The organism is Flavobacterium sp. CFS9 (assembly GCF_041154745.1).
Lineage (GTDB): Bacteria > Bacteroidota > Bacteroidia > Flavobacteriales > Flavobacteriaceae > Flavobacterium.
This window is the reverse complement of the sequence record NZ_AP031573.1, coordinates 5,004,506-5,027,434: the sequence shown is the minus strand read 5'-3', so window position 1 is coordinate 5,027,434 and position 22,929 is coordinate 5,004,506. Positions and strand designations below refer to the sequence as shown.

The 22,929-nt window shown below is 38.2% G+C and carries 14 protein-coding genes; 9 read left to right on the top strand and 5 right to left on the bottom strand.

What is annotated here, in order from left to right; genetic code table 11:
• Window positions 1-55: 55 nt before the first annotated feature.
• The 4 genes from ACAM30_RS20695 to ACAM30_RS20680 all read right to left on the bottom strand — a co-directional run bounded on the left by ACAM30_RS20695 (window position 56) and on the right by ACAM30_RS20680 (window position 9,197).
• Window positions 56-739 carry a response regulator transcription factor gene (locus ACAM30_RS20695; RefSeq protein WP_369616406.1) on the bottom strand — a complete coding sequence of 228 codons (684 nt, stop codon included), beginning with the start codon at window positions 737-739 and terminating at the stop codon, window positions 56-58.
• Window positions 740-770: 31 nt separating this feature from the next.
• Window positions 771-1,688, bottom strand: a complete 918-nt coding sequence (locus ACAM30_RS20690; RefSeq protein WP_369616405.1) for a bestrophin family protein — start codon at window positions 1,686-1,688, stop codon at window positions 771-773.
• A gap of 508 nt (window positions 1,689-2,196) precedes the next feature.
• Window positions 2,197-3,048 (bottom strand): hypothetical protein, encoded by an 852-nt coding sequence (locus ACAM30_RS20685; RefSeq protein ID WP_369616404.1) that lies wholly within the window; start codon window positions 3,046-3,048, stop codon window positions 2,197-2,199.
• Window positions 3,049-3,101: 53 nt separating this feature from the next.
• A complete protein-coding gene (locus ACAM30_RS20680) occupies window positions 3,102-9,197 on the bottom strand; it encodes a T9SS type A sorting domain-containing protein (protein ID WP_369616403.1) in 6,096 nt (2,031 codons plus the stop codon).
• Between the two features lie 87 nt (window positions 9,198-9,284).
• Between ACAM30_RS20680 and ACAM30_RS20675 the strand changes: the two genes are divergently transcribed.
• Window positions 9,285-10,304: a hypothetical protein gene (locus ACAM30_RS20675; RefSeq protein WP_369616402.1), complete on the top strand. Its 1,020-nt coding sequence runs from the start codon at window positions 9,285-9,287 to the stop codon at window positions 10,302-10,304.
• A 1-nt stretch (window position 10,305) separates the two neighbouring features.
• Here ACAM30_RS20675 and ACAM30_RS20670 read toward each other — a convergent pair whose 3' ends face one another.
• A complete protein-coding gene (locus ACAM30_RS20670; protein WP_369616401.1) occupies window positions 10,306-10,860 on the bottom strand; it encodes a phage tail protein in 555 nt (184 codons plus the stop codon).
• A gap of 761 nt (window positions 10,861-11,621) precedes the next feature.
• Here ACAM30_RS20670 and ACAM30_RS20665 point away from each other — a divergent pair.
• The 8 genes from ACAM30_RS20665 (at window position 11,622) to ACAM30_RS20630 (ending at window position 22,608) form a co-directional block, all read left to right on the top strand.
• The gene (locus tag ACAM30_RS20665; RefSeq protein ID WP_369616400.1) at window positions 11,622-12,179 is read left to right on the top strand and encodes an RNA polymerase sigma-70 factor; all 558 of its coding nucleotides are present in this window, start codon (window positions 11,622-11,624) and stop codon (window positions 12,177-12,179) included.
• A 114-nt stretch (window positions 12,180-12,293) separates the two neighbouring features.
• Window positions 12,294-13,214, top strand: a complete 921-nt coding sequence (locus ACAM30_RS20660) for a FecR family protein (protein WP_369616399.1) — start codon at window positions 12,294-12,296, stop codon at window positions 13,212-13,214.
• A 188-nt stretch (window positions 13,215-13,402) separates the two neighbouring features.
• A complete protein-coding gene (locus ACAM30_RS20655) occupies window positions 13,403-16,792 on the top strand; it encodes a SusC/RagA family TonB-linked outer membrane protein (RefSeq protein WP_369616398.1) in 3,390 nt (1,129 codons plus the stop codon).
• 22 nt (window positions 16,793-16,814) lie between these two features.
• Entirely contained in the window at window positions 16,815-18,350 is a 1,536-nt protein-coding gene (locus tag ACAM30_RS20650; RefSeq protein ID WP_369616397.1) for a RagB/SusD family nutrient uptake outer membrane protein, read from the top strand.
• Window positions 18,351-18,759: 409 nt separating this feature from the next.
• A complete protein-coding gene (locus tag ACAM30_RS20645; protein WP_369616396.1) occupies window positions 18,760-20,586 on the top strand; it encodes an alkaline phosphatase in 1,827 nt (608 codons plus the stop codon).
• 389 nt (window positions 20,587-20,975) lie between these two features.
• Window positions 20,976-21,497 (top strand): RNA polymerase sigma factor, encoded by a 522-nt coding sequence (locus tag ACAM30_RS20640; protein ID WP_369616395.1) that lies wholly within the window; start codon window positions 20,976-20,978, stop codon window positions 21,495-21,497.
• A 46-nt stretch (window positions 21,498-21,543) separates the two neighbouring features.
• Window positions 21,544-21,753, top strand: coding sequence for a hypothetical protein (locus ACAM30_RS20635; RefSeq protein ID WP_017495723.1), 210 nt, complete (start codon window positions 21,544-21,546; stop codon window positions 21,751-21,753).
• Between the two features lie 12 nt (window positions 21,754-21,765).
• Window positions 21,766-22,608, top strand: coding sequence for a FecR family protein (locus tag ACAM30_RS20630; protein ID WP_369616394.1), 843 nt, complete (start codon window positions 21,766-21,768; stop codon window positions 22,606-22,608).
• Window positions 22,609-22,929: the final 321 nt, after the last annotated feature.

Genomic DNA, 22,929 nt, shown 5'->3' with positions numbered 1-22,929 from the left:
AATCTGAGTTAAACGGCCATATCATCTCACATTTTACATCTCACATTTCACATTTTTAATTCTTCAGCTTGAGCATGTATCCGGTTCCTTTTATGGTGTGTATGAGCGGAGTAGGGAAGTTTTTGTCGATTTTATTTCTCAAATAATTAATGTATACGTCAACCGTATTAGAGGTACTGTCAAAATCAATGTTCCAGACCGCTTGTGCGATGGCAACTCTTGACAAGGCTGTTTCGCGATTTTTCATGAAGAAAATTAAAAGTTTGAGTTCTCTTGACGAAAGGTTGAGCTCTTTGCCGTCTCTTGTAGCACTTTGTTCTTTCATATTGATTTCGATTCCGGCATAGGAGTGAAAATCCAGAATTCCGGTACTGAATTCGGCACGACGGAGCTGTGCATTAATTCGGGCCAAAAGTTCTTCAAATAAAAAGGGTTTGGCGAGATAATCGTCGGCTCCGGATTGTAAACCTTTTACTTTTTCCTGAGGAGTATCAAGCGCACTTAAAATAAGTATGGGCACTATAATTTTTCTGCTTCGTAAAACTTCGCAAACTTCAAAGCCGGTAATGTCCGGAAGCATGATATCAAGAATGATGATATTGTACTCGTTTTCCATGACCTCTTTGATGGCTTCAAAACCTTTGGTAATGGTTTTAACTTCATACAAATGTTCTTCTAATCCTCTTGTGATAAATGATGCCACTCTCGGATCGTCTTCAACTAATAACACTCTGTTCATATTCGAAGTATAATTGAGGTGTAATTCCTCTTTAGGTAATAAAGTAATTCTTATGTTGTGTTACCGGACTTATTTTTTTATCGTTTAATTCTAATAAGGTGTTTTCGATCATTTCAGACATTGCGTCGAGAGCAAGATCGTTAGGCTGCAAACCAAACGGATTTTCGAGTTCATCCGCAATGGCTTCCAACGCCACAAAAGTATAGGCAATAAAAACAATGATAAAAGGTGTAATCCAGCCCATAGTTTCGACAAAACCAAAGGACAATAAAAAGCAATAAATATAAACGGTTCTGTGTAATAACACACTGTAGGTGTAGGGGATAGGTGTACCGGCAATTCGTTCGCATCCTCCCACAATATCGGACAATTTATTTAGATTTTCTTCAAAAGCCAGTTGTGTGACGCTGTCTATTTTGTTTTCTGATTTAGCGCCTTTTACCCAAAGTCCTAATTCTCTTAAGATGAGGATTGGTTTATAGCGGGTTTCTTTTAGTTGTTTGGCAAACTCTTTGGGTAATAATCGATTCATATCGGCATCAGAGTTGGTTTCCCGAAGCTGATGTTTGAGACTGTATACAAATGCAATAAGCAAATTAGTGAATTTTCCACGTTGGACTTCGTCTTCTTTATCAGGGACAAGAGTGATGCTTTGTCGGGCAAGTGATCGGGTGTCATTGAGTAATGCTCCCCAAAGTTTTCGCCCTTCCCAAAAACGATCGTAACTCACACTGTTTCTAAAACCAAGGAAAATGGCCAGCGCAATTCCAAACAATGTAAAAATAGCGGGATTGATGTGCAGATTATATTGAATGAGCCAGGGTTTAAAATAAACGACGGCAAATGAAAACAACAGTAATAATAAAAGTCTCGGAAGCAGCTGTGGCAAAACGGAACCTCGCCATTCAAAGAGCATTTTAAACCAGGTATTCTTTTTCTTTATAATCATTGAAGCTGATTAGATTTAATACTATAAAAGTAATTAAAAGTAAGACCTCAAACAAAAAATGATAGAAATATATAAGACATAAACGAGATCGGGCGTATAGATTAGAGTTTAATCTTTCGCGCTTACAGGGCTTTGATAGATTGTTTATTTATTTCATAGTGCGTTGCATTATACTGTTGCCTTTGGGCTTTCAGCCCATCTTCGAGATTTAAATTATAGTATTAAGAATATTATTCGAAGCTGCAATGTTTTTTATACAGTTTGATTTAAAAGAGATTACTTTCTCAAACTAGCTCTGAAAGAGCATAAGCAACAGCATGGTGCAATGCACTATGTAGTAAATTAAGATTGACCATTACCCTGAAAGGGTAAAAGCAAAAAGATATTTTACCTTTATCCATAGAACAGGTTTTAATCCATAAAAAAAAGCCGATTTCCCCCAAGAAACCGACTTTTTTAATTTTTCCCGAGCGGGAAAAGTAGTGATTTAATATTTTTTATTTGATAATTAACGTAAAGCAAATCTCAGTTTAAGTCCGTATGAAACTAGTCTGACATTGTGTACGGATGGAGAATCTAATACGCTGTTGTATTGCAGCTGTACAGGAAGGTCGGGATTGTACTGTACCAGACTTTTGTCTCCATTTTTATTGTAGATGTTATTTAGACCATAATCGATATAAGCACCTAGATAGAATGAAGTTCTGTTTCCAATCTTTTGTTTTACACCTGTTTCAAAAGTAGCAGAGTAGGACACTTTAGTATCTAAATCCTGTTCGCTGGTTTTTACATCATTAGTACTGGCAAAACCGGCAAACGCAGGATTAAACAATTCTACATTGTATTGCGGATAGTAACCGCTTGTAGTAAGGTTTTGAAAGCTACTTTGATAGCATCCTTTGATTGCAAATCCAACCTTAGCACCCGCGGCAACATACAATTGGGTAGTTCCCGGAGTTTCAAATTGAATGGCGATTGGAACATTTATGTAACTCAAGCTTTGCTCTTCTCTGAAGTTAGTGGCTTTGTATCTGAACTGAAAGGTTTCATTTTCGGCATCTTTAGTAACATATTGTCCATTAAAAGAAGCATATTTTGCATCAGAATTGTAGGATTGATACTCAGCTCCAATTCCAATACTTAAGCCTTCGTTTAGATAATAGGAGTATCTGATTCCTGCACTAATTCCGTTGCCGGGTACGATAGTACCACCGCCACTGTACTTTAGAAAAGAACCTGGTCCTGCGACAGAGATCGATATTTCCTGTTTTTTATCCTGACTATAGCCCTGAAGGCATATCGCTAAGAACGCCGTAACTGTAGCTATAGATTTTATAGAGGTACTGATATATTTTTTCATCTTAAAGTTGTATTAGCCAGTACCATTTTGAAGTGGTACTGGCATGATTTTGATTATTTTACAATTACTTTGAATGACTTTTTGATATTGCCTGACTCAATAACTACAAGAACCATATTACTTTCAGTACTTGGAGGTAATTGTACCTGTGTTTGAGCAGTAGATGACTTCATTGTAGTAAGTAATTTACCTGTAACAGAGTAAAGACTTATTTGCATGTTTTCTAAATCACCCTCTGGTAAATCAGCGTCTACAGTAAGCATTTTTCCTGTTTCAACCGGGTTTGGATACAATTTAACTTCAAGTGATTTCTGTGTCTTAATTTTAGAAGGACACGTTTGTAATACTTTACCATCTTTGGTCGTCATTTTTACACTATAGTCGGCTGTTAAATCCAATGTATTGGATTGAGATTCACCTGCTGAAAAGTATTGATTAGTTCCAATTACTTGTCCATTTTTAAACCATTGGTAAGAAACAAATTCGTAACCTCCATTAGTCTGAGGGTTGTTGTTTACGATAAGTACATTATTGAATTTTTGGTGTACAATATCATAGAATCCAAATGGTTTTTCTACCGTTATAGCATAAGTAGCGTTGGCGCTTCCGTCTTCAGAAGTAATTGTTACGTTTTGCGTATAAATTCCAGGTTTAGGGGTATTGATTGTAAAATTAGCCGCTGGATTAAAGGTTGCATTGGTTGTATTAGTCAATGCTACATTTACATTGTTCTCACCACATGCCATCAGGTAATTAATAGTTTTAGCCGGATTTGGATAAACTTTAGTACCAACAGTAATTTGAGTAACGGTGATGTCGTTGTTTTTGATCACCAAAAGCTGTGTAACATCTGGAGCAGGTAAATAATTCGCATCACCGGCCTGAGCGGCTACAATTGTTACTTCTCCCGGTCTTAACATAGTAACTACCCCGGTTAAAGGTGCAACAGTAGCAGCAGGTAAAGCTGTTTTGTAGGTGAAAGAATAGTTCACTGCTAAACCTGAACTGGCAGTAGCGCCTAGTGTGAAAGTATTTACAGTCCCAAGAGTTTTTACTCCTAAAGCTGCAAAAGTAATTTGTTGCGCTGCTTTTTGAATAGTAAGCTGTGCAGTAAGCGTAATTGGAGAACAATTAGGCTCGCTTGCCGAAGGACTTACTACTGCAGTTACCGTATACGTACCCGCATTTGTAGCTGAATTTCCTGAGCCTCCAGGGGTTATTGTATAAGCAACAGTGGCTCCTGCTGGTAAATTCGCAACTTGTAATGCTTGTGGGTTTTTGTTGTATGTTACCGTAGCATTGCTAAAAGTTACAGCCTGAATAGATGAAGGAAGAACTTTTATAGTCTGCGTTTGTGTACTTGTATTTCCGGCAGCATCCGTATAAGTCCAGGTTATTGTATAAGTTCCTGGTGTGTTATAAGTTAACGGATTTGTTGTTGTTGCCGTAATGGTACCGCTGCAGTTATCAGTTGCAGTTGGAACTGGAATCTGAGCCGATAAAACAGCACAAGCACTTGTAATTACAGGAAGTGTAGCCACGTTTGGTACTGGTGGTGTTACATCAGGAGTAGTGGTTAAAGTTACTGCTAGTGATGCAGTACAGCCATTAGCATCTGTAACTGTTAGGGTATATGTTCCTGCTGTTAATCCGCTGATGTCTTTAGTTGTAGCTCCATTCGACCATAAATAGGTGTATGCAGTTGTACCACCTGTTATAGTAGTAGTAATCGCTCCATCGCTTGCTCCATTGCAGGAAATGTTTGTTTGGGTTGCAACTGCGGCGTTTAATAGAGCCGGTTCGTTGATAACAATATTAGCAGTTTTCGTACATCCATTTGCATCAGTAACTACTACTGAATAATTTCCGGAAGGTAAACCACTTGCTGTTGCTGAGTTTCCTCCGGTTGGAGACCAAACATAAGTATAACCGCCTGTTCCTCCTGTTGCAGTAACAGTAGCTGTACCATTGCTTCCTCCATTACAGCTAACATTTGTCCCTGTAATTGTAGTTGCGATTGCAGCTGGCTCTAAGATGTTATAGACTTGTGTTTTAGTACAGCCGTTGCCATCTGTGATGGTTAGGGTATAAGTTCCTGCGGCAAGTCCGGTTGCTGTTGCTGCCGTACCTCCCGATGGAGACCATGAATAGGTATAGCTTCCGCCTCCACCACTTACGGTCGCTGAGGCCTGTCCGTTTTGTCCTCCGTTACAACTCACATTGGTTTGTGAAGGGACAACTGTTATGGCAGTTGGTTGAAATACTGTAACATTATTTATTGTTTTTGTACACGAGTTAGCATCGGTAATGACAACATTATAGTTTCCGGCAACAAGACCAGTTATGGTTTGTGTAGTTGCTCCATTAGACCATAAGTAGGTATAACCAGCTGTACCTCCGGTTGGAGTAACAGTTGCAGTACCGTCAGCTTGTCCAAAACAAGAAACAGCTGTGGTAGTAGCAGTTCCGTTAAGAGCAGTTGGCTGTCCAATAACAATATTATTTATGATTTTTGTACAAGCGTTAGCATCTGTGATGGTAACACTATAAGTTCCCGCTGGAAGTCCCGTTGCTGTTGCAGCTGTACCTCCTGTTGGAGCCCATGAATAAGTGTATCCTGCAGTACCTCCTGTTGCCGTTACTGTTGCAGTACCATTAACACCTCCGAAACAAGAAACAGCAGTTGTAGTTGCAGTCCCGTCAAGAGCCGCAGCCGGTTGTCCTACCACAATACCGGTTATTGTTTTTTGACAAGCGTTAGCATCTGTAATGGTCACACTATAAGTTCCTGCAGCAAGCCCTGTTGCTGTTGCGGCTGTACCTCCTGTTGGAGCCCATGAATAAGTGTACCCTGCAGTACCTCCGGTTGGGGTTACTGTTGCAGTACCATTTGCTCCTCCAAAACAAGAAACAGCAGTTGTAGTTGCAGTACCGTCAAGAGCTGCGGCTGGCTGTCCTACAACAATATTATTTATAGTTTTAGTACAAGCATTAGCATCCGTAATGGTAACACTGTAAGTACCTGCGATAAGCCCGTTTATGGTCTGAGTTGTTGATCCGTTAGACCATGCATACGTATATCCTGCAGTACCTCCTGATGGAGTTACTGTTGCAGTACCGTTGGCTCCTCCGACACAAGAAACAGCTGTTGTAGCTATCGTTCCGTCCAGAGCAGCTGCAGGCTGGCCTACCGCAATATTGTTGATTATTTTTGTACAGGCGTTGGCGTCTGTAATAGTAACACTATAGGTTCCTGCGATAAGTCCGGTAATAGAAGCTGTTGTAGCTCCATTAGACCATAAATAAGTATATCCCGCAGTACCGCCTGATGCTGTTATAGTAGCCGTACCGTTAGATCCTCCAAAACAAGAAACAGCTGTTGCATTTGGGGTTCCGTCAAGAGCAGCGGCTGGCTGACCTACGGCAATACCTGTTATCGTTTTGCTACATCCATTAGCATCTGTAATGGTAACACTATAGTTCCCCGCAGCAAGTCCTGTTGCAGTGGCTGCGGTACCTCCTGTTGGCGACCATGAATAGGTATATCCAGGTGTACCCCCGTTTGGAGTTACTGTTGCTGTACCGTTAGATCCTCCGAAACAAGAAGCAGCGGTTGTGGTGGTAGTTCCGTCAAGAGCCGATGATGGCTGTCCAACAACAATACCCGATACCGTTTTTGAACATGCGTTAGCATCTGTAATAGTAACACTATAAGTTCCGGCAGCAAGTCCGGTAGCCGTTGCTGCTGTACCTCCTGATGGCGACCATGAATAGGTATATCCAGGTGTACCTCCGCTTGGAGTTACTGTTGCTGTACCGTTAGATCCTGTAAAACAAGAAGCGGGTGTGGTAGTAGCAGTTCCGTCAAGAGCCGCAGCAGGCTGACCTATAACAATATTGTTTATAGTTTTAGGGCATCCATTGGCATCTGTAATAGTAACACTGTATGTTCCGGCTATACGGCCAGTTATAGTAGCAGTTGTAGCTCCGGTAGACCATAAGTAGGTGTATCCTGCAGTACCTCCTGATGCTGTTATAGTAGCTGTACCGTTAGATCCTCCAAAACAAGAAACAGCTGTTGTACTAGGAGTTCCATCGAGAGCAGCAGCTGGCTGACCTACGGCAATACCTGTTATCGTTTTAGTACATCCATTCGCATCTGTAATGGTAACATTATAGTTTCCTGCGGTAAGTCCTGTTGCAGTGGCTGCAGTACCTCCTGATGGAGACCATGAATAAGTATATCCTGCAGTACCGCCTGATGGTGTTATAGTAGCCGTACCGTTAGCTCCTCCAAAACAGGAAACAGCCGTTGTACTAGGAGTTCCGTTAAGAGCAGCAGCTGGCTGACCTACGGCAATACCCGTTATCGTTTTAGTACATCCATTAGCATCAGTAATGGTAACACTATAGTTTCCTGCGGCAAGTCCTGTTGCAGTGGCTGCGGTACCTCCTGTTGGCGACCATGAATAGGTATATCCAGGAGTACCTCCTGATGGAGTTACTGTTGCTGTACCGTTAGATCCTCCGAAACAAGAAGCAGCAGTTGTAGTGGTAGTTCCGTCAAGAGCTGATGATGGCTGTCCAACAATAATACCCGATACCGTTTTTGAACATGCGTTAGCATCTGTAATCGTAACACTATAAGTTCCGGCAGCAAGTCCGGTAGCCGTTGCAGCTGTACCTCCCGATGGTGACCATGAGTAGGTATATCCAGGAGTACCTCCTGATGGAGTTACTGTTGCTGTACCGTTAGATCCTGCAAAACAAGAAGCGGCTGTGGTAGTAGCAGTTCCGTCAAGAGCCGCAGCAGGCTGACCTATAACAATATTGTTTATAGTTTTAGGACATCCATTGGCATCTGTAATAGTAACGCTATATGTTCCGGCTATACGGCCTGTTATAGTTTGTGTTGTAGCTCCGGTAGACCATAAGTAGGTGTATCCTGGTGCACCTCCAGTCGGAGTTACTGTTGCGGTACCGTTAGATCCTCCAAAACAGGAAACAGCCGTTGTTGTAGGCAGCCCATTTAGTGCCGTTGGCTGCGTGATCGAAAAGTTTCTGGTAATTTGTGTCAATTCAGCGTCGGTAATGGTAACGGTGTATGCATTTGCAGACAGTCCTGTTGCCGATGATCCTGTACCTCCTGAAGGAGACCATGAGTAGGTATAGGGAGTAACTCCGCCAATTACGGTAACACTGGCAGCTCCGGTAGTTCCTCCGTTACAAGCCACGTCTGTTTTTGAGGTAGAAGAAGTGCTTAAAGCAGCCGCTGTGACAAATGTTGATTCGGCACCATAAGCTGTCCCGGCAGTATTCTTTGCATAAGCCCTGTAATAAATTGTCGAACCGGGAGTAAGCCCTGTTACGGTATTGCTAAAAATTCCCGTTCCGGTTCCAATTTGAAATTTATTGTTTGCGATAGTAGGGTTTGCAGTGGTCGCCCAAACTATTCCTCTTTCTACGCTGGCATCTCCGCCATTTGCAGTTACATTTCCTCCAATTGTTGCTTTCGTAGAACCAACATTGGTAGCTGTAGTTGTAGTAACTGTTGGTAAACTTACCCCGTCAACCCAGGTAAAGTTGTCAATGGCAAAATAATCATAATTACCGCTTAATTGAACTTCAAGCTGGTCAATGTTGATATTGGTGTAATTAGCCGCTCCGTCGGTAGCAAAATTAACGGGGATAAAACCATTTCCGGGCAAGGTATAACCTATATTGGTTCCCGCAGTGTTTTTTACAATAGTGAATTGAGTCACACCGCCAAGTTTTCCCGTTAAGGTAACAGAACCAGGTGCGCCATTAGAAGTAACATTAGGACTCTGAGTAGAATCACCTGTCAGGTAAATCCATAAACTATTCATCTTAAAACTTCCTGTAGCAGCGGTTATGTATCCGGTTTGCCCCAAGCTTTGTGATGCAGTACCATCCGCAACTTGTATGTAATTGTTTGAACCATTATAGCCATAGCCGGGAGAACTAACCACCTGAAAAGCGATATAAGTATTGGTTAAGTTAAATATTTTGCCATTACTGGTAAAATTGGACAGATTTATTGTCTGAGCTTCAAACGTTTCTACGGTTTGGGCAGTTAACTGCTGCAGCGTAAAAAACAGTAGAATGAGTAATAGGTAGAGTTTTTTCATAATTAACTGATATTAGATTTATCATTTTGTATTCTTACATTTGTTTTTCAGTTCCGGCTTTTAAAGCTTTCACCAAAATTGAGTATCATGTATAAACAAGAGCTTACGATTATTGTTCAATCTATCATTGCGTCAAATACTATTGATGAGCACACAAGATGTGCGCGAAACCTTTCAGATTTTTATGAAAAAATAGCAACGGTCGACCATTTTGAAAACAACGAAGTTGCTGTGAAAGGAGGTGTTGCCTTGTCCAGTTCCGGTGCGGCAGACTGTGTTGATGACTATTTACGCACCGTTTATTTCATAAAAGGCATTTATAAGGCCTTGACAAAATTGTGTAATGATTTTCCGGAGAGAAGTATTAATATTCTTTATGCGGGTTGTGGTCCCTATGCAACATTAATTCTTCCTTTACTACCATTGTTTAATAAAGATAGAATTAAGGCCATTTTATTAGATATCAATACTGCTTCCATAGCATCTGTACACCATATTTTATCGGTTACCGGTCTAAACAATTATGTCTTGCAGTTGATCGAAACGGATGCCATTACCTATACCAAACCTCAGGATTTTGTAATTGATTTGGCTATTTCTGAAACCATGCATTATGCTCTAACCCGAGAGCCGCAAGTGGCTATTACGCGAAACATTGTTTCGCAGTTGCCTTCACATGGGATTTTAATTCCACAGGAAATTAAAATTGATTTGACTTATAGTTTTCTTGATTATGAGCCGTCTCTCAAAAATGCTAAAACTGAGGTTAAGGGCCGCAACGAAATGCAGCCCTATCCTCATAGTGTATTTGTAGATAGATTATTTACAATAAGCAAAGAACTTTTTGGCAATACAAGTCAGGATTTAGTATTTAAAAGCGACTTTTATAATTTGCCGGCTGATTTTAGCAATCACCCTGATGTGTGTATTTTTACTGAAATCAGGATATTTGAAGACATCGAATTAAAAAATGCAGAGTCTTATATAACAAACCCTTTTTGCATTGCTTCTATGTATAATCTTACTGAATATTCTGAAATTCAGTTTCTATACGATTTCAGTGATATACCCAAATGGTCTTATAATGTAAAAAATGCTGTTAAATAGCTTAATTTCTGGAAGGGAAAATTCCTTCTAAACAAATGATATAAGACAATGCTAAATAAGGCTGCATGATCGATATCGGAATGTTACTACCAGTTGGTCCAGTGGTTACATTGCTTAATAAATCGACACTTGGAGTCGCTGTTGCGAAACCTAGTGTTGGTGTGAACACTCTGGATACAAGAGCTCCAGGTATGGCTATTGATGCTCCGGCTACCGGTGTAGAGTCTGATGCATTTGTAGCAGTAACTGAAATTTTACCTGGTCCTGCGTGAACGTGAGCAGGAAGGTTGCTTGTTAAAATAGAAACGTTTGGTGTACCGGCACTTTGTCCTAAAACATAAGTTCCTCCACCTCCGGTTCCGGCTCCGATTGCTGTTGTGCCCTGAAGATTTGGCAATGCAAAAGTCGTTTGACCATTACCACCATAAGTGGTCCCAAGGATTGCGAACAATGCAGTATTTTGTGCAATTGACATGATTTGTCCGTTGCAGAAGGCCCAGCCTCTAGGCGCAAAATTTCCTGCAAAAAGCTTTACAATTCCAATGTATTCTTCCATAATTTACTTGTTTTAATAGGTTAGTGTTTATATTTGTTTTTGATATTATCGTTGTTCAGCGCTATGGTTTAGAATAAAGAGTTTTCTTTGAAAACTAATGTATAACTAATAATTAGTTGAAAAACACGTATTTATACCTGATTTTATCTCGTAAAACAGGTTAAAACTAAGAATCTTAGGCACCGAAACTGAAAAATATGTCATGAGACGGTTTTTTATTGTCATGAAAGGTGCTTTTAGTGTTGGAAACCCTAATAATTAATGAGATAAATCATAGTTAGCCAAAAAAATGGCTAGGACTTATGTTTATTGATGTTTTGAACGATTTTACAGCAGAAATATGATAGCTGTAGGAGGTGTAGTACAACTTAACTGTTCTGTTGACTTTCTGTTATCAAAATATCGAGAGAAATTTCTCCGCCAATGGCAAAAAACACTGCATCAAATTCACAATTACTTGAAGTATTCTTTCCTTTAACAAGTGAGATTTTACAAAGGGGATACCTAATTAAATATCCTATGAATATTGACGTAACATAAAACATTAGATGTTAATATAATGTTGTATAATGAGGTTCGTTTATTAATGTAAACGTAACCTTCCAGACCTACCCTCATCTTTAATTTTGAAGACATATTATAAACAACACAATTGTAGTATATGTCATTTTTTAAAGTCAGAATATATCGCAGTATAAAGATTGGATCGAAAGTCTTATTTCGAATACTTCATTCGCCAAATTATTTAAAAACGATACCTCATGTATAAGAAGTTTACAGATGAGGAGCTTGTTGAGTTATTGAGACAAGGAAAAGATAAAGCGTTTGATGAATTGTATTTCCGATATCGGGATGTATTAGTTCGGTTTGTTTATGTGAGGATGAAGTCGATTCCGGTTTCTGAAGAGATTGTTCAGGAAGTTTTCACAACGATTTGGGAAAGGCGAAAGGACTTGGTTATTCAAAAGAAATTTTCAGCTTATATCTACACCTCCGTTCGATATACCACTTTAGATTACATAAAATTGCATACCATCACCGATCAGTATGTTAGAGAGGTAATAGACAGAAATACCAATGATTGTGACGGCAGCAACACTACCGAAGATTCTATTTATTATGAAGAACTGCAGGAAGCAGTTGATAAGGCTGCATTATTACTTCCTAAAAAATCCAAAGAAGTTTTTATTCTCAGCAGAATTAAACATTATACCAATAAAGAAATAGCCGAAGAACTTAATGTTTCGCACGAAACTGTAAAGTACCACATTGCGTATGCATTAAGGTTTATGCGAAACTATCTGGGCGAATTTAATTAATAGCAGATCGCTAATTTAAGGTTACGCATTTTTTCTTAACAAAAGCGTAACCTTCCGGACCTACCCGAAATTATTGTTTCTAAGACATACTATAAAAGAGATAAACACACTATAATGCCTGAAAAATCACATCAAGATGTAAAACTTTTTTTAGAAGGTAAGCCTTCTTTAAATGGGGAAGAATTATGGAATAACTGGTACGACCATCCCGAAGAAATATTCGACACGATAGCATTGATTACATCAGACCGTTCGAAGTTAAAAAAGGAGATTCAGAATATAAAAAAAAGAAATAAGGTTATTTCTCTTCCGTATAGAAATTGGACGGTAGCAGCTTCTTTGTTATTTGTGCTCAGCTTGTCTTGTTTCGTTTATTTATCCTCGCTGAAAACTATTACCAGACAATATGCAACAAAGGCAGGGGAGCACGCTAAAATAGTTTTAAGTGATGGAACTCAAATATGGCTTAATGCCGGAAGTCACGTAAAATATCCTGACACTTTTAAAGGAGATACCAGAGAAATCTATTTAAGGGGAGAAGCCTTTTTTGACGTAGCCAAAGATAAAAAGCATCCCTTCATCATTCATACCGATAAAATGGACACCAAAGTACTGGGAACAAGTTTTAACGTGCAGGCCTATCCGGATCAGACTACTCAGGAGGTTTCGGTGCTGACGGGAAGAGTGAATGTCAAATCAACCGTGACTGAAGAAAATGTATATGTAACTCCCGGACAAAAAGTGGTTTTTAAATCGCACAGTAACAAACTCCAGGCGTTTAAGGATATCCCAATGAATTCAATTTCGCTATGGCGGAAACACATTATTGTTTTTGAAGATGCCCCTTTACCGGAAGTCATCGCAACGATCAATCGAAATTACAACGTAACTGTCCAGATCGGAAACAAGAATTTAAACCATTTAAAAATCAGTGCTTATTTTAAAGAACTTCCTGTAGGACAGGTTGTTACTTTGGTGTGCAATATTATTAATGCAGATTATAAAATAGAATCGGGGACTTATGTCATCCGTTAAATTTAAAAAAATACAGCCGAGAGAAAAATAGTTCGCATAGCGCAATGCGGGTTAGTGGAGTTAAGAGAATTTTTAAAGGCTCTAATTCCCGTTTCAATTTGCTGGAATACAATTCAGTTAAAAGTCAAATTAAAAAATCTACGTAGAAAACCGTTCCACAATCAAAAACAATTAAAAAAAACACAATCATGAATAAAAAGCAAATGCGGTATGTCGTAAAGGCGCAGAGCATTAAAAAATCGGTACTAACGAAGGGACTGCTTTTCGTGGCTCTATTTTTTATCGGATTAACCGTAAAAGCGGCCCCTTTTGATATCGGTAAAAGAGTAACCTTAAAAGTAGAAAACGAAAGCATAAAGAGTGTTTTTCAAAAAATTGAAAAACAAATCGACGTGCATTTTATGTACGAAACCAATCAGGTCAATACCAACCAAAAGATTAGCTTAAAACTTAATAATGTACCCTTAGAACAGGCTTTGGATAAAATATGCAGCAATCTGTTATTGAGATACGAAATTGTCAGCAACAATATTGTGATCAAGAAAAACATAAAAGTTTCGGACATTGGTCAGGGTAAAATAAGCATTTCAGGAACTGTTTTTGGCGGTGATGACGGAATGCCGTTACCGGGTGTCGGAATCAAGGACAAAGATTCGGATGCAGCAGCTACAACAGATTTTGACGGAACTTTTAAAATTGAAATCAATTCGTCTGCAGCAGTACTTGTTTTTTCTTATGTAGGTTATGTTACGCAGGAAATAAAAGTAACACAAGCAGATAAAAACATAAAAGTAAAATTAGCGGCCGATATGAAACAACTGCAGGAAGTGGTTGTAATGGGATACGGAAGTGTTAAAAAGAATGAAGTTTTAGGATCTGTAGGAACCGTTTCGATGAAAGAAACCTCAAGCAGAACTTACAATAGTGCCGCAGAATTATTACAAGGAACAGTGGCGGGTGTTACCGTAATTAATAATGGTGGTGATCCAACTGCCGAACCTACGATTAATATCAGAGGTATAGGATCTTTGAACGCCGAAACACCACTGATCGTTTTAGACGGGATTATTTACAGCGGTTCTTTAAACACCTTAAATCCAAATGATATTGCTTCGATAAGTGTTTTAAAAGATGCTGCTTCGGCAGCCATTTACGGAGCAAGGGCTTCGGGAGGAGTTATTTTAATTACCTCTAAAAAAGGAGTTTCGGAACGTATTAACATCAACGTAAATTACCAGGGAGGCTTTCAAAACGTAGCTAAAAAGTTAGACGTTTTAAATGCGGCTGAATATGCAGATGCGATGAACACCGCCAGAGACAATGCAGGGATGCCGAGAATTCCGGCTTTTGATCCGGCTTTTGAACCAACAGCCAGAACTACAAAGACCAATTGGATGGATGAAATTTTCCGTACCGGCGAAATTCAGGATTTGTCTATTTCCGTAAATGGTAAAACCGAGAAGTCTAATTTCTTTATCTCAGGAAGTTATCGCAAAAACGAAGGAATATTGTTAAATACCTACGGAACCCGTTATACAGCAAGAGCCAATTCTTCTTTTAAACTGGCGCCAAATTTTACAGTGGGTGAAAACCTGTCATACTCCCTAACAGATGGTCAGGCTGCGAATACAACAAGTGGTTATACAGGAGCCATTTTAGCAGCGATTTTTTATCCGCCAAATGCTACGATCTACAGAGAAGACGGTTCAGGAAAGTTCGGAGGTGTTCCTGAAAAATATATAGGTTCTTATGGAGACGTAATCAATCCGGTGGCTTATTTAAAAAGACTGGACAACCGTAATCCGATCTCGACTGTTTTAATTAATCCTTATGCAGAATGGGAAATCGTATCGGGTTTAAAATTCAAATCGAACTGGGGATATACCAGAATTCAGAACAATGCAACCGATTTTGCGGTAAAAATAACAGAGCCGGGTAAAATATTTGATTTTAACCGATTAACAAAATCTTCTTCTACCACAACTGATTTGTTAAGTGAGCAGACGCTTTCTTACGAAAAATCATTAGGAAAACACAATTTTAAAGCATTGGCCGGATATACGTACCAACAAACTAAAAGAGATTTTTATACTGTGCAGGGAACTGGTTTTGATAATGAAGATCCATCACAGCGTTATTTGTTAAATGCTAAGTTAGTACAGCAGGTAGAAGCAGGGATGTCCGAAGAAATCATTTCTTCTTATGTAGGAAGGCTGAATTACGACTTTAATCAAAAATATTTGATTTCAGGAATTATACGCCGTGACGGTACTTCAAAACTAACTTCAGACAACCGTTGGAAAGTATATCCTTCTGTTTCTGCCGGATGGTTGATTTCTGAAGAGGGATTCATGAAAAGCATAGATCCGTTAGTAAGCAACTTAAAATTACGTGCAAGCTGGGGACAAATTGGAAACTTAGGAAATCTTGGACCTTACCAGTTTAGTGTGCCATTAACGCAGACACAAGCTTTAATCGGAAACAGTCCGGTAATCTCTTACGGTTATTCAGAGAGCGAATTGTCGAATCCTAATCTAAGATGGGAAAGTTCGGAACAAAGCAACGTAGGATTGGATTTCAGCATGTTTAACAATGCTTTGTCAGGATCTGTAGATGCTTATATTAAAACCAATAAAGACATGTTGGTTCGTGATCAGCTTCCTGGAGTTTCAGGAACGCCGTTAGGAAGAATCGTAAATTCGGGTAATGTTGAAAATAGAGGAATTGAAGCCAGTTTAACCTATCAAAAAACGCGTGGCGAATTCAAATTTGATGTAACAGCAAACGCCGCTTTTTTAAGCAATAAAATTGTTTCGATTAAAGACGATTTGACTTCCTTAGAGCCTTTAAACCTTAGCCGTGTTCGTAGTTTGCCTTTGGCTAATATCTATCAGGTTGGAAGCCCTGTTGGAGCATTTTACGGGTACTCGACAGACGGATTATTTCAAAGTAATGCCGAAGCAAAAGCTTATGTAAATGATAAAGGAGTAGTGTATCAGCCGAATGCAGTTGCCGGAGACATTAAATTTAAAGATGTAAACGGAGATGGTGTGATCAATAACAGTGACAGAGTAGTGCTTGGAAGTCCTTTTCCGAAAACGACCTTCAGTTTAAACACCAATTTCAGATACAAAGGATTTGATATGAACATCTTCCTTAGCGGAACAACCGGAAACAAAGTTTTTAATGCGGTAAAATATACAGGTCTGAATGCTTCTTTCCCGGGGTACAATTTATTAGCCGATTCTAAAAATGCATGGTCACCAACGAATACCAATACTAATATTCCGGTTCTTTCCTCAACTGACAACAATAATAATTTTGGAAGAATCTCTGATTTTTATATTGAAGATGCTTCTTTCCTGAGATTAAGAAACGTTTCGATCGGATATACAGTGAAAGAACAATGGCTGCATGGAAAAGCTAAACTTAGATTTTTTATCTCCGGGCAAAACCTATTTACCATTACCAATTATTCAGGAATGGATCCGGAAGTGGGACTTAAGAATTTCGGTTTAGACTTAGGAAAATATCCACTATCCCGTATTTATATGACAGGTGTCAACGCAACTTTTTAAAAAAAAATATAACACAAATAAAATGAAAAATTTAGGTCTTTTATTATGGAGTCTGGTGCTTTTAATAGGCATGTCGGCTTGCGAAAATGAACTTGATTTAGTACCTCAGGGAGCCCCTTCAAGTGGTAATTTCTGGAAAACACCTGCCGACGCCAAAGCGGGAGTAAATGCAATTTATGCACTCTATTCGGATGATAATATGTACGGTCGTGGATTTTTTTGGCTGAACAATGCAAGTGATGACATTGGAACGAAGCCAAGACAAAATGCAGAACGAATCAAGAATTTTATTGTAGACGGGGCAGAATCAGACACTAAAGATATTTGGAGACTTCATTATGAAGTGATGAAACGCTGTAATGATGTGATTCGCAATATTCCGAAAATCAGTTTAGACGATAAAACCAAAAACATGATGTTGGGAGAAGCTTACTTTAATCATGCCGTGATGCATTTGGAACTAGCGTATCACTATGGAGATGATCGTGCCGGGATCCCGATTCAGGACAGAGAAAATCCAACAAATGTATATGTGCCGCGTGCTAAGAACGTAGCCGAAAACTATGCTTATATCGCTGCCGATCTAATTAAGGCTGCCGAGTTATTGCCTTATTTCAGTGAACTTAGTTCAGACAATTACGGACGTGCCCACAAAACAGCGGCATGGGGATATCTGGTGCGTACCTATTTGTATGCAAAAGACTGGGACAATGCGATTAAGTATGCCAATATGATTGTCAACAGCGGAAAACACAAATTGCTGGATAATTTCGAAGATGTTTTTAAAATTAAAAACAACTGGTCGTCAGAGTACATTTGGTCAGTAACTTCAAGCGCCGAAAACACCAGCTTAGGATCTATTTTTCCGGGAGTATGTCTGGAAGATAAAGGCTGGGGAGTTTACAATGGATGGGGGAATTTTTATCCTACCAAAGAATTATTTGATGCTTATGACCCTGCGGATAAAAGACGAAGTGCTACAATTCTTCAAAAAGGAGACAAGTTTATGTACTTTGGCGAATTAGCCACTTTCAATGAAGGAAAATATATTGTCAGTTCAAGTAACAGAACCGGTTATCAATTTAAAAAATACATGGAGCCATTCGGTTATCCAAAAACAACTTCGGGCGGAATTGATATTCGTTATGTAAATGCAAACGGAGACAAACCTTCTACCGCTTTAAACTTGCCTCTTTTACGTTATGCCGATGTGATCCTGATGTTGGCTGAGGCAAAATTAATGAAAGGATTGAGTGCCGACACCGAGATAAACATGATTCGCAATCGTGCTGGTTTACCAAGTATTGGAGGAGCCACACTAGCCGATTTAAAAAGAGAAAGACGTTGTGAGCTGGCAGGAGAATGGACAGACCGTCATTTCGATTTAGTACGCTGGGGCGATGCTCAGGCGACTTATGCACAACCTTTACACCATTATAACGGAACAGTGATTTATCCTGCCCGTAATTTCAATCCTGCTATTCATCACGTGTGGCCAATACCGCCGGATGAGATTGCAGTGAGCAAAGGTGCCCTTTTTCAGAATAAGGGCTGGTAATTAGTAGTTTCATTTTGTTTGTTTATTTTTTTTTTTACACTGCAAGCTTAGTTGTGGAGCTTGCAGTTGTAAATAAAAATGCAGGCAATCTGCAGATTATGACTATGCTAAATACATAACAAGAATATACTTTCTGTCACTGATTTTAAAGATCAATTTTTATACACAATTTAGCAAAGAAACCCTTTGGGTTATTATTTAACACATAGAAACATATTGCTAAGACATAGTGGTCTATGTGCATTTAAAATAAGTGAAACGCCTTTTTAAGTTTGCAAAGTCTATGTTTTTATGTGTTTAAAAATAATTGCACTCAACAGCTTAAATAAATCTGTGAAAATCTTTTTAATCTGTGGCTAATCTTCAAATCGTTGAGGACCATTTTAGAATTGAATCAATTTTATTTGTAATGAAAAAAATACTACTACTTTTTTGCCTTCATTTTTTTCTGTCGGCGCAGGCACAGGAATACAGTTCGGCTAATATTCATTCGCACAATGATTATGCAGGCAAACTGCCTTTTTATGAAGCCTATTCCAATGAAGCCGGAGTTATTGAAGCAGATGTTTTTCTAAGGAATAATGAGCTTTTGGTCGCACATACTTCAGAAGAAATCAAAACGTACAATACCTTGCGAAACCTTTATTTGGATCCTTTGTCGAAGAAGATAAAGAACTTAGAAGGTAAAATTTACCCTGATAGTAAGCCTGTAATTTTGATGATCGACATTAAATCTGATGCTGATACCACGCTTAAAATAATTGTACAGCAGCTAAAAACCTATCCGGATTTGATTTCGAACAAAAATCTAAAAATAGTCATCTCAGGAAACAGACCTGCACCATCAAACTGGAATCAATATCCCGAATTTATCTATTTTGACGGAAGAATAAATGAAAATTATTCTTCAGAACAATTGTCACGTGTCGAAATGATTAGCGAAGATTTGAAGGAGTTCACCGTTTGGAACGGAAAAGGAGTAATGACACAGGCTGATTTAGAAAAAGTGCAGTCGTTCATTAAGAAAGTTCATGCTCAGAATAAAAAAATCAGGTTCTGGTCGACACAGGATAATGTCAACACCTGGATGACTTTAATGAATTTAAAAGTCGATTATATAGGTACTGATAATGTGCCGGCATTGGCGCAGTTTATTCAGAAAATAAAAACTACTTTTTACCAGAACACATCATTTTATCAGGCTTATAAACCTAAGAATACAGCTTTATTTTCTAAAAACAGCCGTCCAAAAAATGTAATTCTGCTTATTGGCGACGGAATGGGGCTTACCCAAATCTATGCTGGTTACACAGCCAATAAAGGACAATTGAACCTTTTTAATATTCCCACTCAGGGATTGTCGGTTACTAAATCGTCAGACAGCTATATCACCGATTCGGCTGCAGGAGCTACGGCAATGGCAACAGGTCATAAGACCAATAACCGATTTATCAGTGTAGATGAAAACGGAAAAGGGCTGGAACTAATCACGCAGCAACTGGCAAAGAAAAAATATAAAACCGCTATTATTTCCGCTGGAAATATTACAGATGCTACTCCCGCGGCTTTTTACGCACATCAATCCGAAAGAACTTTAAGCGAACCAATCGCAGCAGATTTTCTTTCTAATCCGTGTGATATTTTGATTGGAGGAGGAGCAAAAGAATTTAAAAACAGAAAAGACGGTAGAGATTTGTCTAAAATACTGACGGAGAAAGGCTATACTTTTTCAGATCAGTTTAAAAGTCTGGACACTATTAAAAATTCACGATTTGTAGTGGTAGATGATGCTTCGGTCGTTTCGATGAAAGAGGGAAGAGGTGATTTTTTAGCGAAATCTTTAGCGAAGACGACAACCGTTTTTTCAAAAACAAAAAATCCTTTTTTTGTAATGGCTGAAGGTGCACAAATTGATTATGGCGGACATAAAAATGACCTGGAATACGTGGTTCGTGAAATGCTTGATTTTGATAAACTGGTAGGACAAGCCATGGAATTTGTCGATCAGAATCAGGAAACACTTTTAATCGTAACAGCAGATCACGAAACCGGGGGACTTTCCTTAATTGATGGCAGCATCGAAAAAGGGTATGTACAGGGAAGTTTTAGTACAAACGATCACACAGCAGTACCTGTTCCGGTTTTTGCATACGGACCCGGAGCAGCAAATTTTATGGGAGTCTATCAAAACACAGAAATCTATTCTAAAATACTCGAAGCACTTCTAATCAAATAACAGCTAGTGAAGGTTGAATTGCATTAAAAGCAGCGGCAAAAAGTTTTGTCGCTGCTTTTTTATTTTTAACAAGTGTGGGCGCCACGTTTGTTAAAAGTATAATTTTGAGAAAGAATAATATGTTTGTCAGGATTATAAAATCCTGATTTTGCAGGGTTTGTCTGCGGTTATATTTTTATTATAAGAAAAATAAGATTAAAATAAAAGATCGTAAATTAGCATTTCTTTAGGATTAATTTCTTTTTCTGTTAAAAACTTTTACAAGAAAATTGCTGTTCTTTGTACCTTAAGATTGCTTAAGAAAAAGATTAAAAAAGTCTTAAGTGATTCGCTTGACACCACAATATTATTTTAGACATCGAGTTTAGACTAATTATCATATTTGCGTTATGGATAACAGGAAGTTTATTTTAAGTTTAAAAAAAGGGAATGAGGCCGCTTTCAGGGAAGCATACCTTAATTACTACGATAAACTGATAAACATTGCCAAACGCTTTAATTTTACAGTACTTACCCCACAGGATTTTGTTCAGGAGACTTTTTTACGGTTATACAATAAAAGAGAATTACTTCACGAAGATGTTTTATTCGACAAACAATTATTTGTGATCTGCAAAAACATCATCCTTAATCATCTCAACAGAGAAAATAAAATAGTACAGCTTGAGCCTTCACATGTTGTGATGGAAAAAGAGGATAACGATCATGAAATTTTTGAGGAAAGACAGGAAATATTAAATAATTTAATAAATGAGCTTCCTGAACAACAACAAAAAATCTACACTTTACATAAACTGGAAAACCTTAGCTATAAGGAGATTGCAGCTTTGACGGATCTTTCTGAAAAGACCATAGCCAATCATATTTACCTCGCCAGTAAATTTATTCGAAAAAAAGTCGAAAATCATTAGGAACTTTTTTGTTCTCGTTTGTTATCTATAAAAATGAGAACATAAAATGAATATTGAAACTTATAAAACGGACGTTACCACAAAGGAAGAAGCAAAATTTGTTGTAGCGCTCCTTCAATTTGTTATTTCTGATTGTATCATGAATTTTGACGTAGAAGACAAAAATCATGTTCTGACAATCGAAACCAACAGGGAGATTAAGGATATGGTGTATGGTGTTTTTAATAAGCAAGGATTTTATTGTCAGAAACTTTAATGCCCCAAAGATATGAATGATAAAAAAGTAGAAGAAGAATTAAATAAGATCTGGGATGATATTCCCATTTCACATTCTGATGCAGAGAAAGAAGCTTCCTGGGAAGTATTTCAATCTAAAGCTTTCCCTCCAAAAAAACAAAGATTTAAAGCATGGCATTATGCTGCTGCTGCAGCCGTTTTACTTTTTGCATTTGTCGGAGTGGGACTTTTCTTTGATAAAGAACAGCATCAGCAGAAGATTGAATTGGCTTCAAATGTAATTGAAAATACCACTTCAATTGTGAAAACGATTTTTTTACCGGACAGTTCTAAGGTGGAGTTAAGCCCTGGTTCCAGAATCGAGTATGCCGATAATTTTAAAACTAATCGTAAAATTGAAATTAAAGGAGAAGCGCACTTTCATGTAACAAAGGATAAGAAACATCCCTTTCAGGTTTTTTGCAATGAGACGACAACTACTGTTTTGGGAACTTCTTTTTTAGTAAAAGGATATACCCGGAAGGAAGTCTCGGTAGCCCTTTTTGAAGGAAGCGTCGAGATGAGCGTAAAAGATCAGACTCAAAAATGGATACTCGTACCCGGTGAAAAATTTACCTATGCCAATAATACGGTTGAGGTATCTGAATTTGAAAGATTTACCGATTTTGAAAATGAAAAGCTAGCCGTTCTTGCGACCTACATTAAAGCAAACTATGGTTACACGGTGAAATTTCCAAAGGAATATTACGATCAGCACATTACATTGAGAATCAATAAAAAAGAAGATTTTGAAATAATTATCCAGTTAATATCCGAAATGTATAACCTAAATTTTGAAATAAATGAAAAATTGAAAGAAGTTACTTTTCAATAGAAAAGAAAAAGGATGCACTAGCCGCGAAACTAAACATCCTTCTCATGGTCAGGATAACAAGAATTATCCAGTTTAATAATGTTCAAAAATACAAAATTTTATGAAACATATCATTTCAGCATGTTTTTGTTATACATTGAAATTCCCAAAGGAATATTATGACCATCGTATTACCATACGAATTAATAAAAAAGAAGATTTTAAAAGAACGATTCAATTAATATCTAAAATGTATAACCTAAACTTTGAAATAAATGAAGAATTAAAAGTAATTACTTTTCAATAGAAAAGAAAAAGGATGCACTAGCCGCGAAACTAAAC

Coding starts and splice junctions, on each gene's coding strand:
- ACAM30_RS20660 (WP_369616399.1), top strand. CDS start 12,294: ATGCCTGAAAAATCACATCAAGATGTAAAACTTTTTTTAGAAGGTAAG.
- ACAM30_RS20645 (WP_369616396.1), top strand. CDS start 18,760: ATGAAAAAAATACTACTACTTTTTTGCCTTCATTTTTTTCTGTCGGCG.
- ACAM30_RS20680 (WP_369616403.1), bottom strand. CDS start 9,197: ATGAAAAAACTCTACCTATTACTCATTCTACTGTTTTTTACGCTGCAG.
- ACAM30_RS20650 (WP_369616397.1), top strand. CDS start 16,815: ATGAAAAATTTAGGTCTTTTATTATGGAGTCTGGTGCTTTTAATAGGC.
- ACAM30_RS20630 (WP_369616394.1), top strand. CDS start 21,766: ATGAATGATAAAAAAGTAGAAGAAGAATTAAATAAGATCTGGGATGAT.
- ACAM30_RS20640 (WP_369616395.1), top strand. CDS start 20,976: ATGGATAACAGGAAGTTTATTTTAAGTTTAAAAAAAGGGAATGAGGCC.
- ACAM30_RS20690 (WP_369616405.1), bottom strand. CDS start 1,688: ATGATTATAAAGAAAAAGAATACCTGGTTTAAAATGCTCTTTGAATGG.
- ACAM30_RS20655 (WP_369616398.1), top strand. CDS start 13,403: ATGAATAAAAAGCAAATGCGGTATGTCGTAAAGGCGCAGAGCATTAAA.
- ACAM30_RS20670 (WP_369616401.1), bottom strand. CDS start 10,860: ATGGAAGAATACATTGGAATTGTAAAGCTTTTTGCAGGAAATTTTGCG.
- ACAM30_RS20695 (WP_369616406.1), bottom strand. CDS start 739: ATGAACAGAGTGTTATTAGTTGAAGACGATCCGAGAGTGGCATCATTT.
- ACAM30_RS20665 (WP_369616400.1), top strand. CDS start 11,622: ATGTATAAGAAGTTTACAGATGAGGAGCTTGTTGAGTTATTGAGACAA.
- ACAM30_RS20675 (WP_369616402.1), top strand. CDS start 9,285: ATGTATAAACAAGAGCTTACGATTATTGTTCAATCTATCATTGCGTCA.
- ACAM30_RS20685 (WP_369616404.1), bottom strand. CDS start 3,048: ATGAAAAAATATATCAGTACCTCTATAAAATCTATAGCTACAGTTACG.
- ACAM30_RS20635 (WP_017495723.1), top strand. CDS start 21,544: ATGAATATTGAAACTTATAAAACGGACGTTACCACAAAGGAAGAAGCA.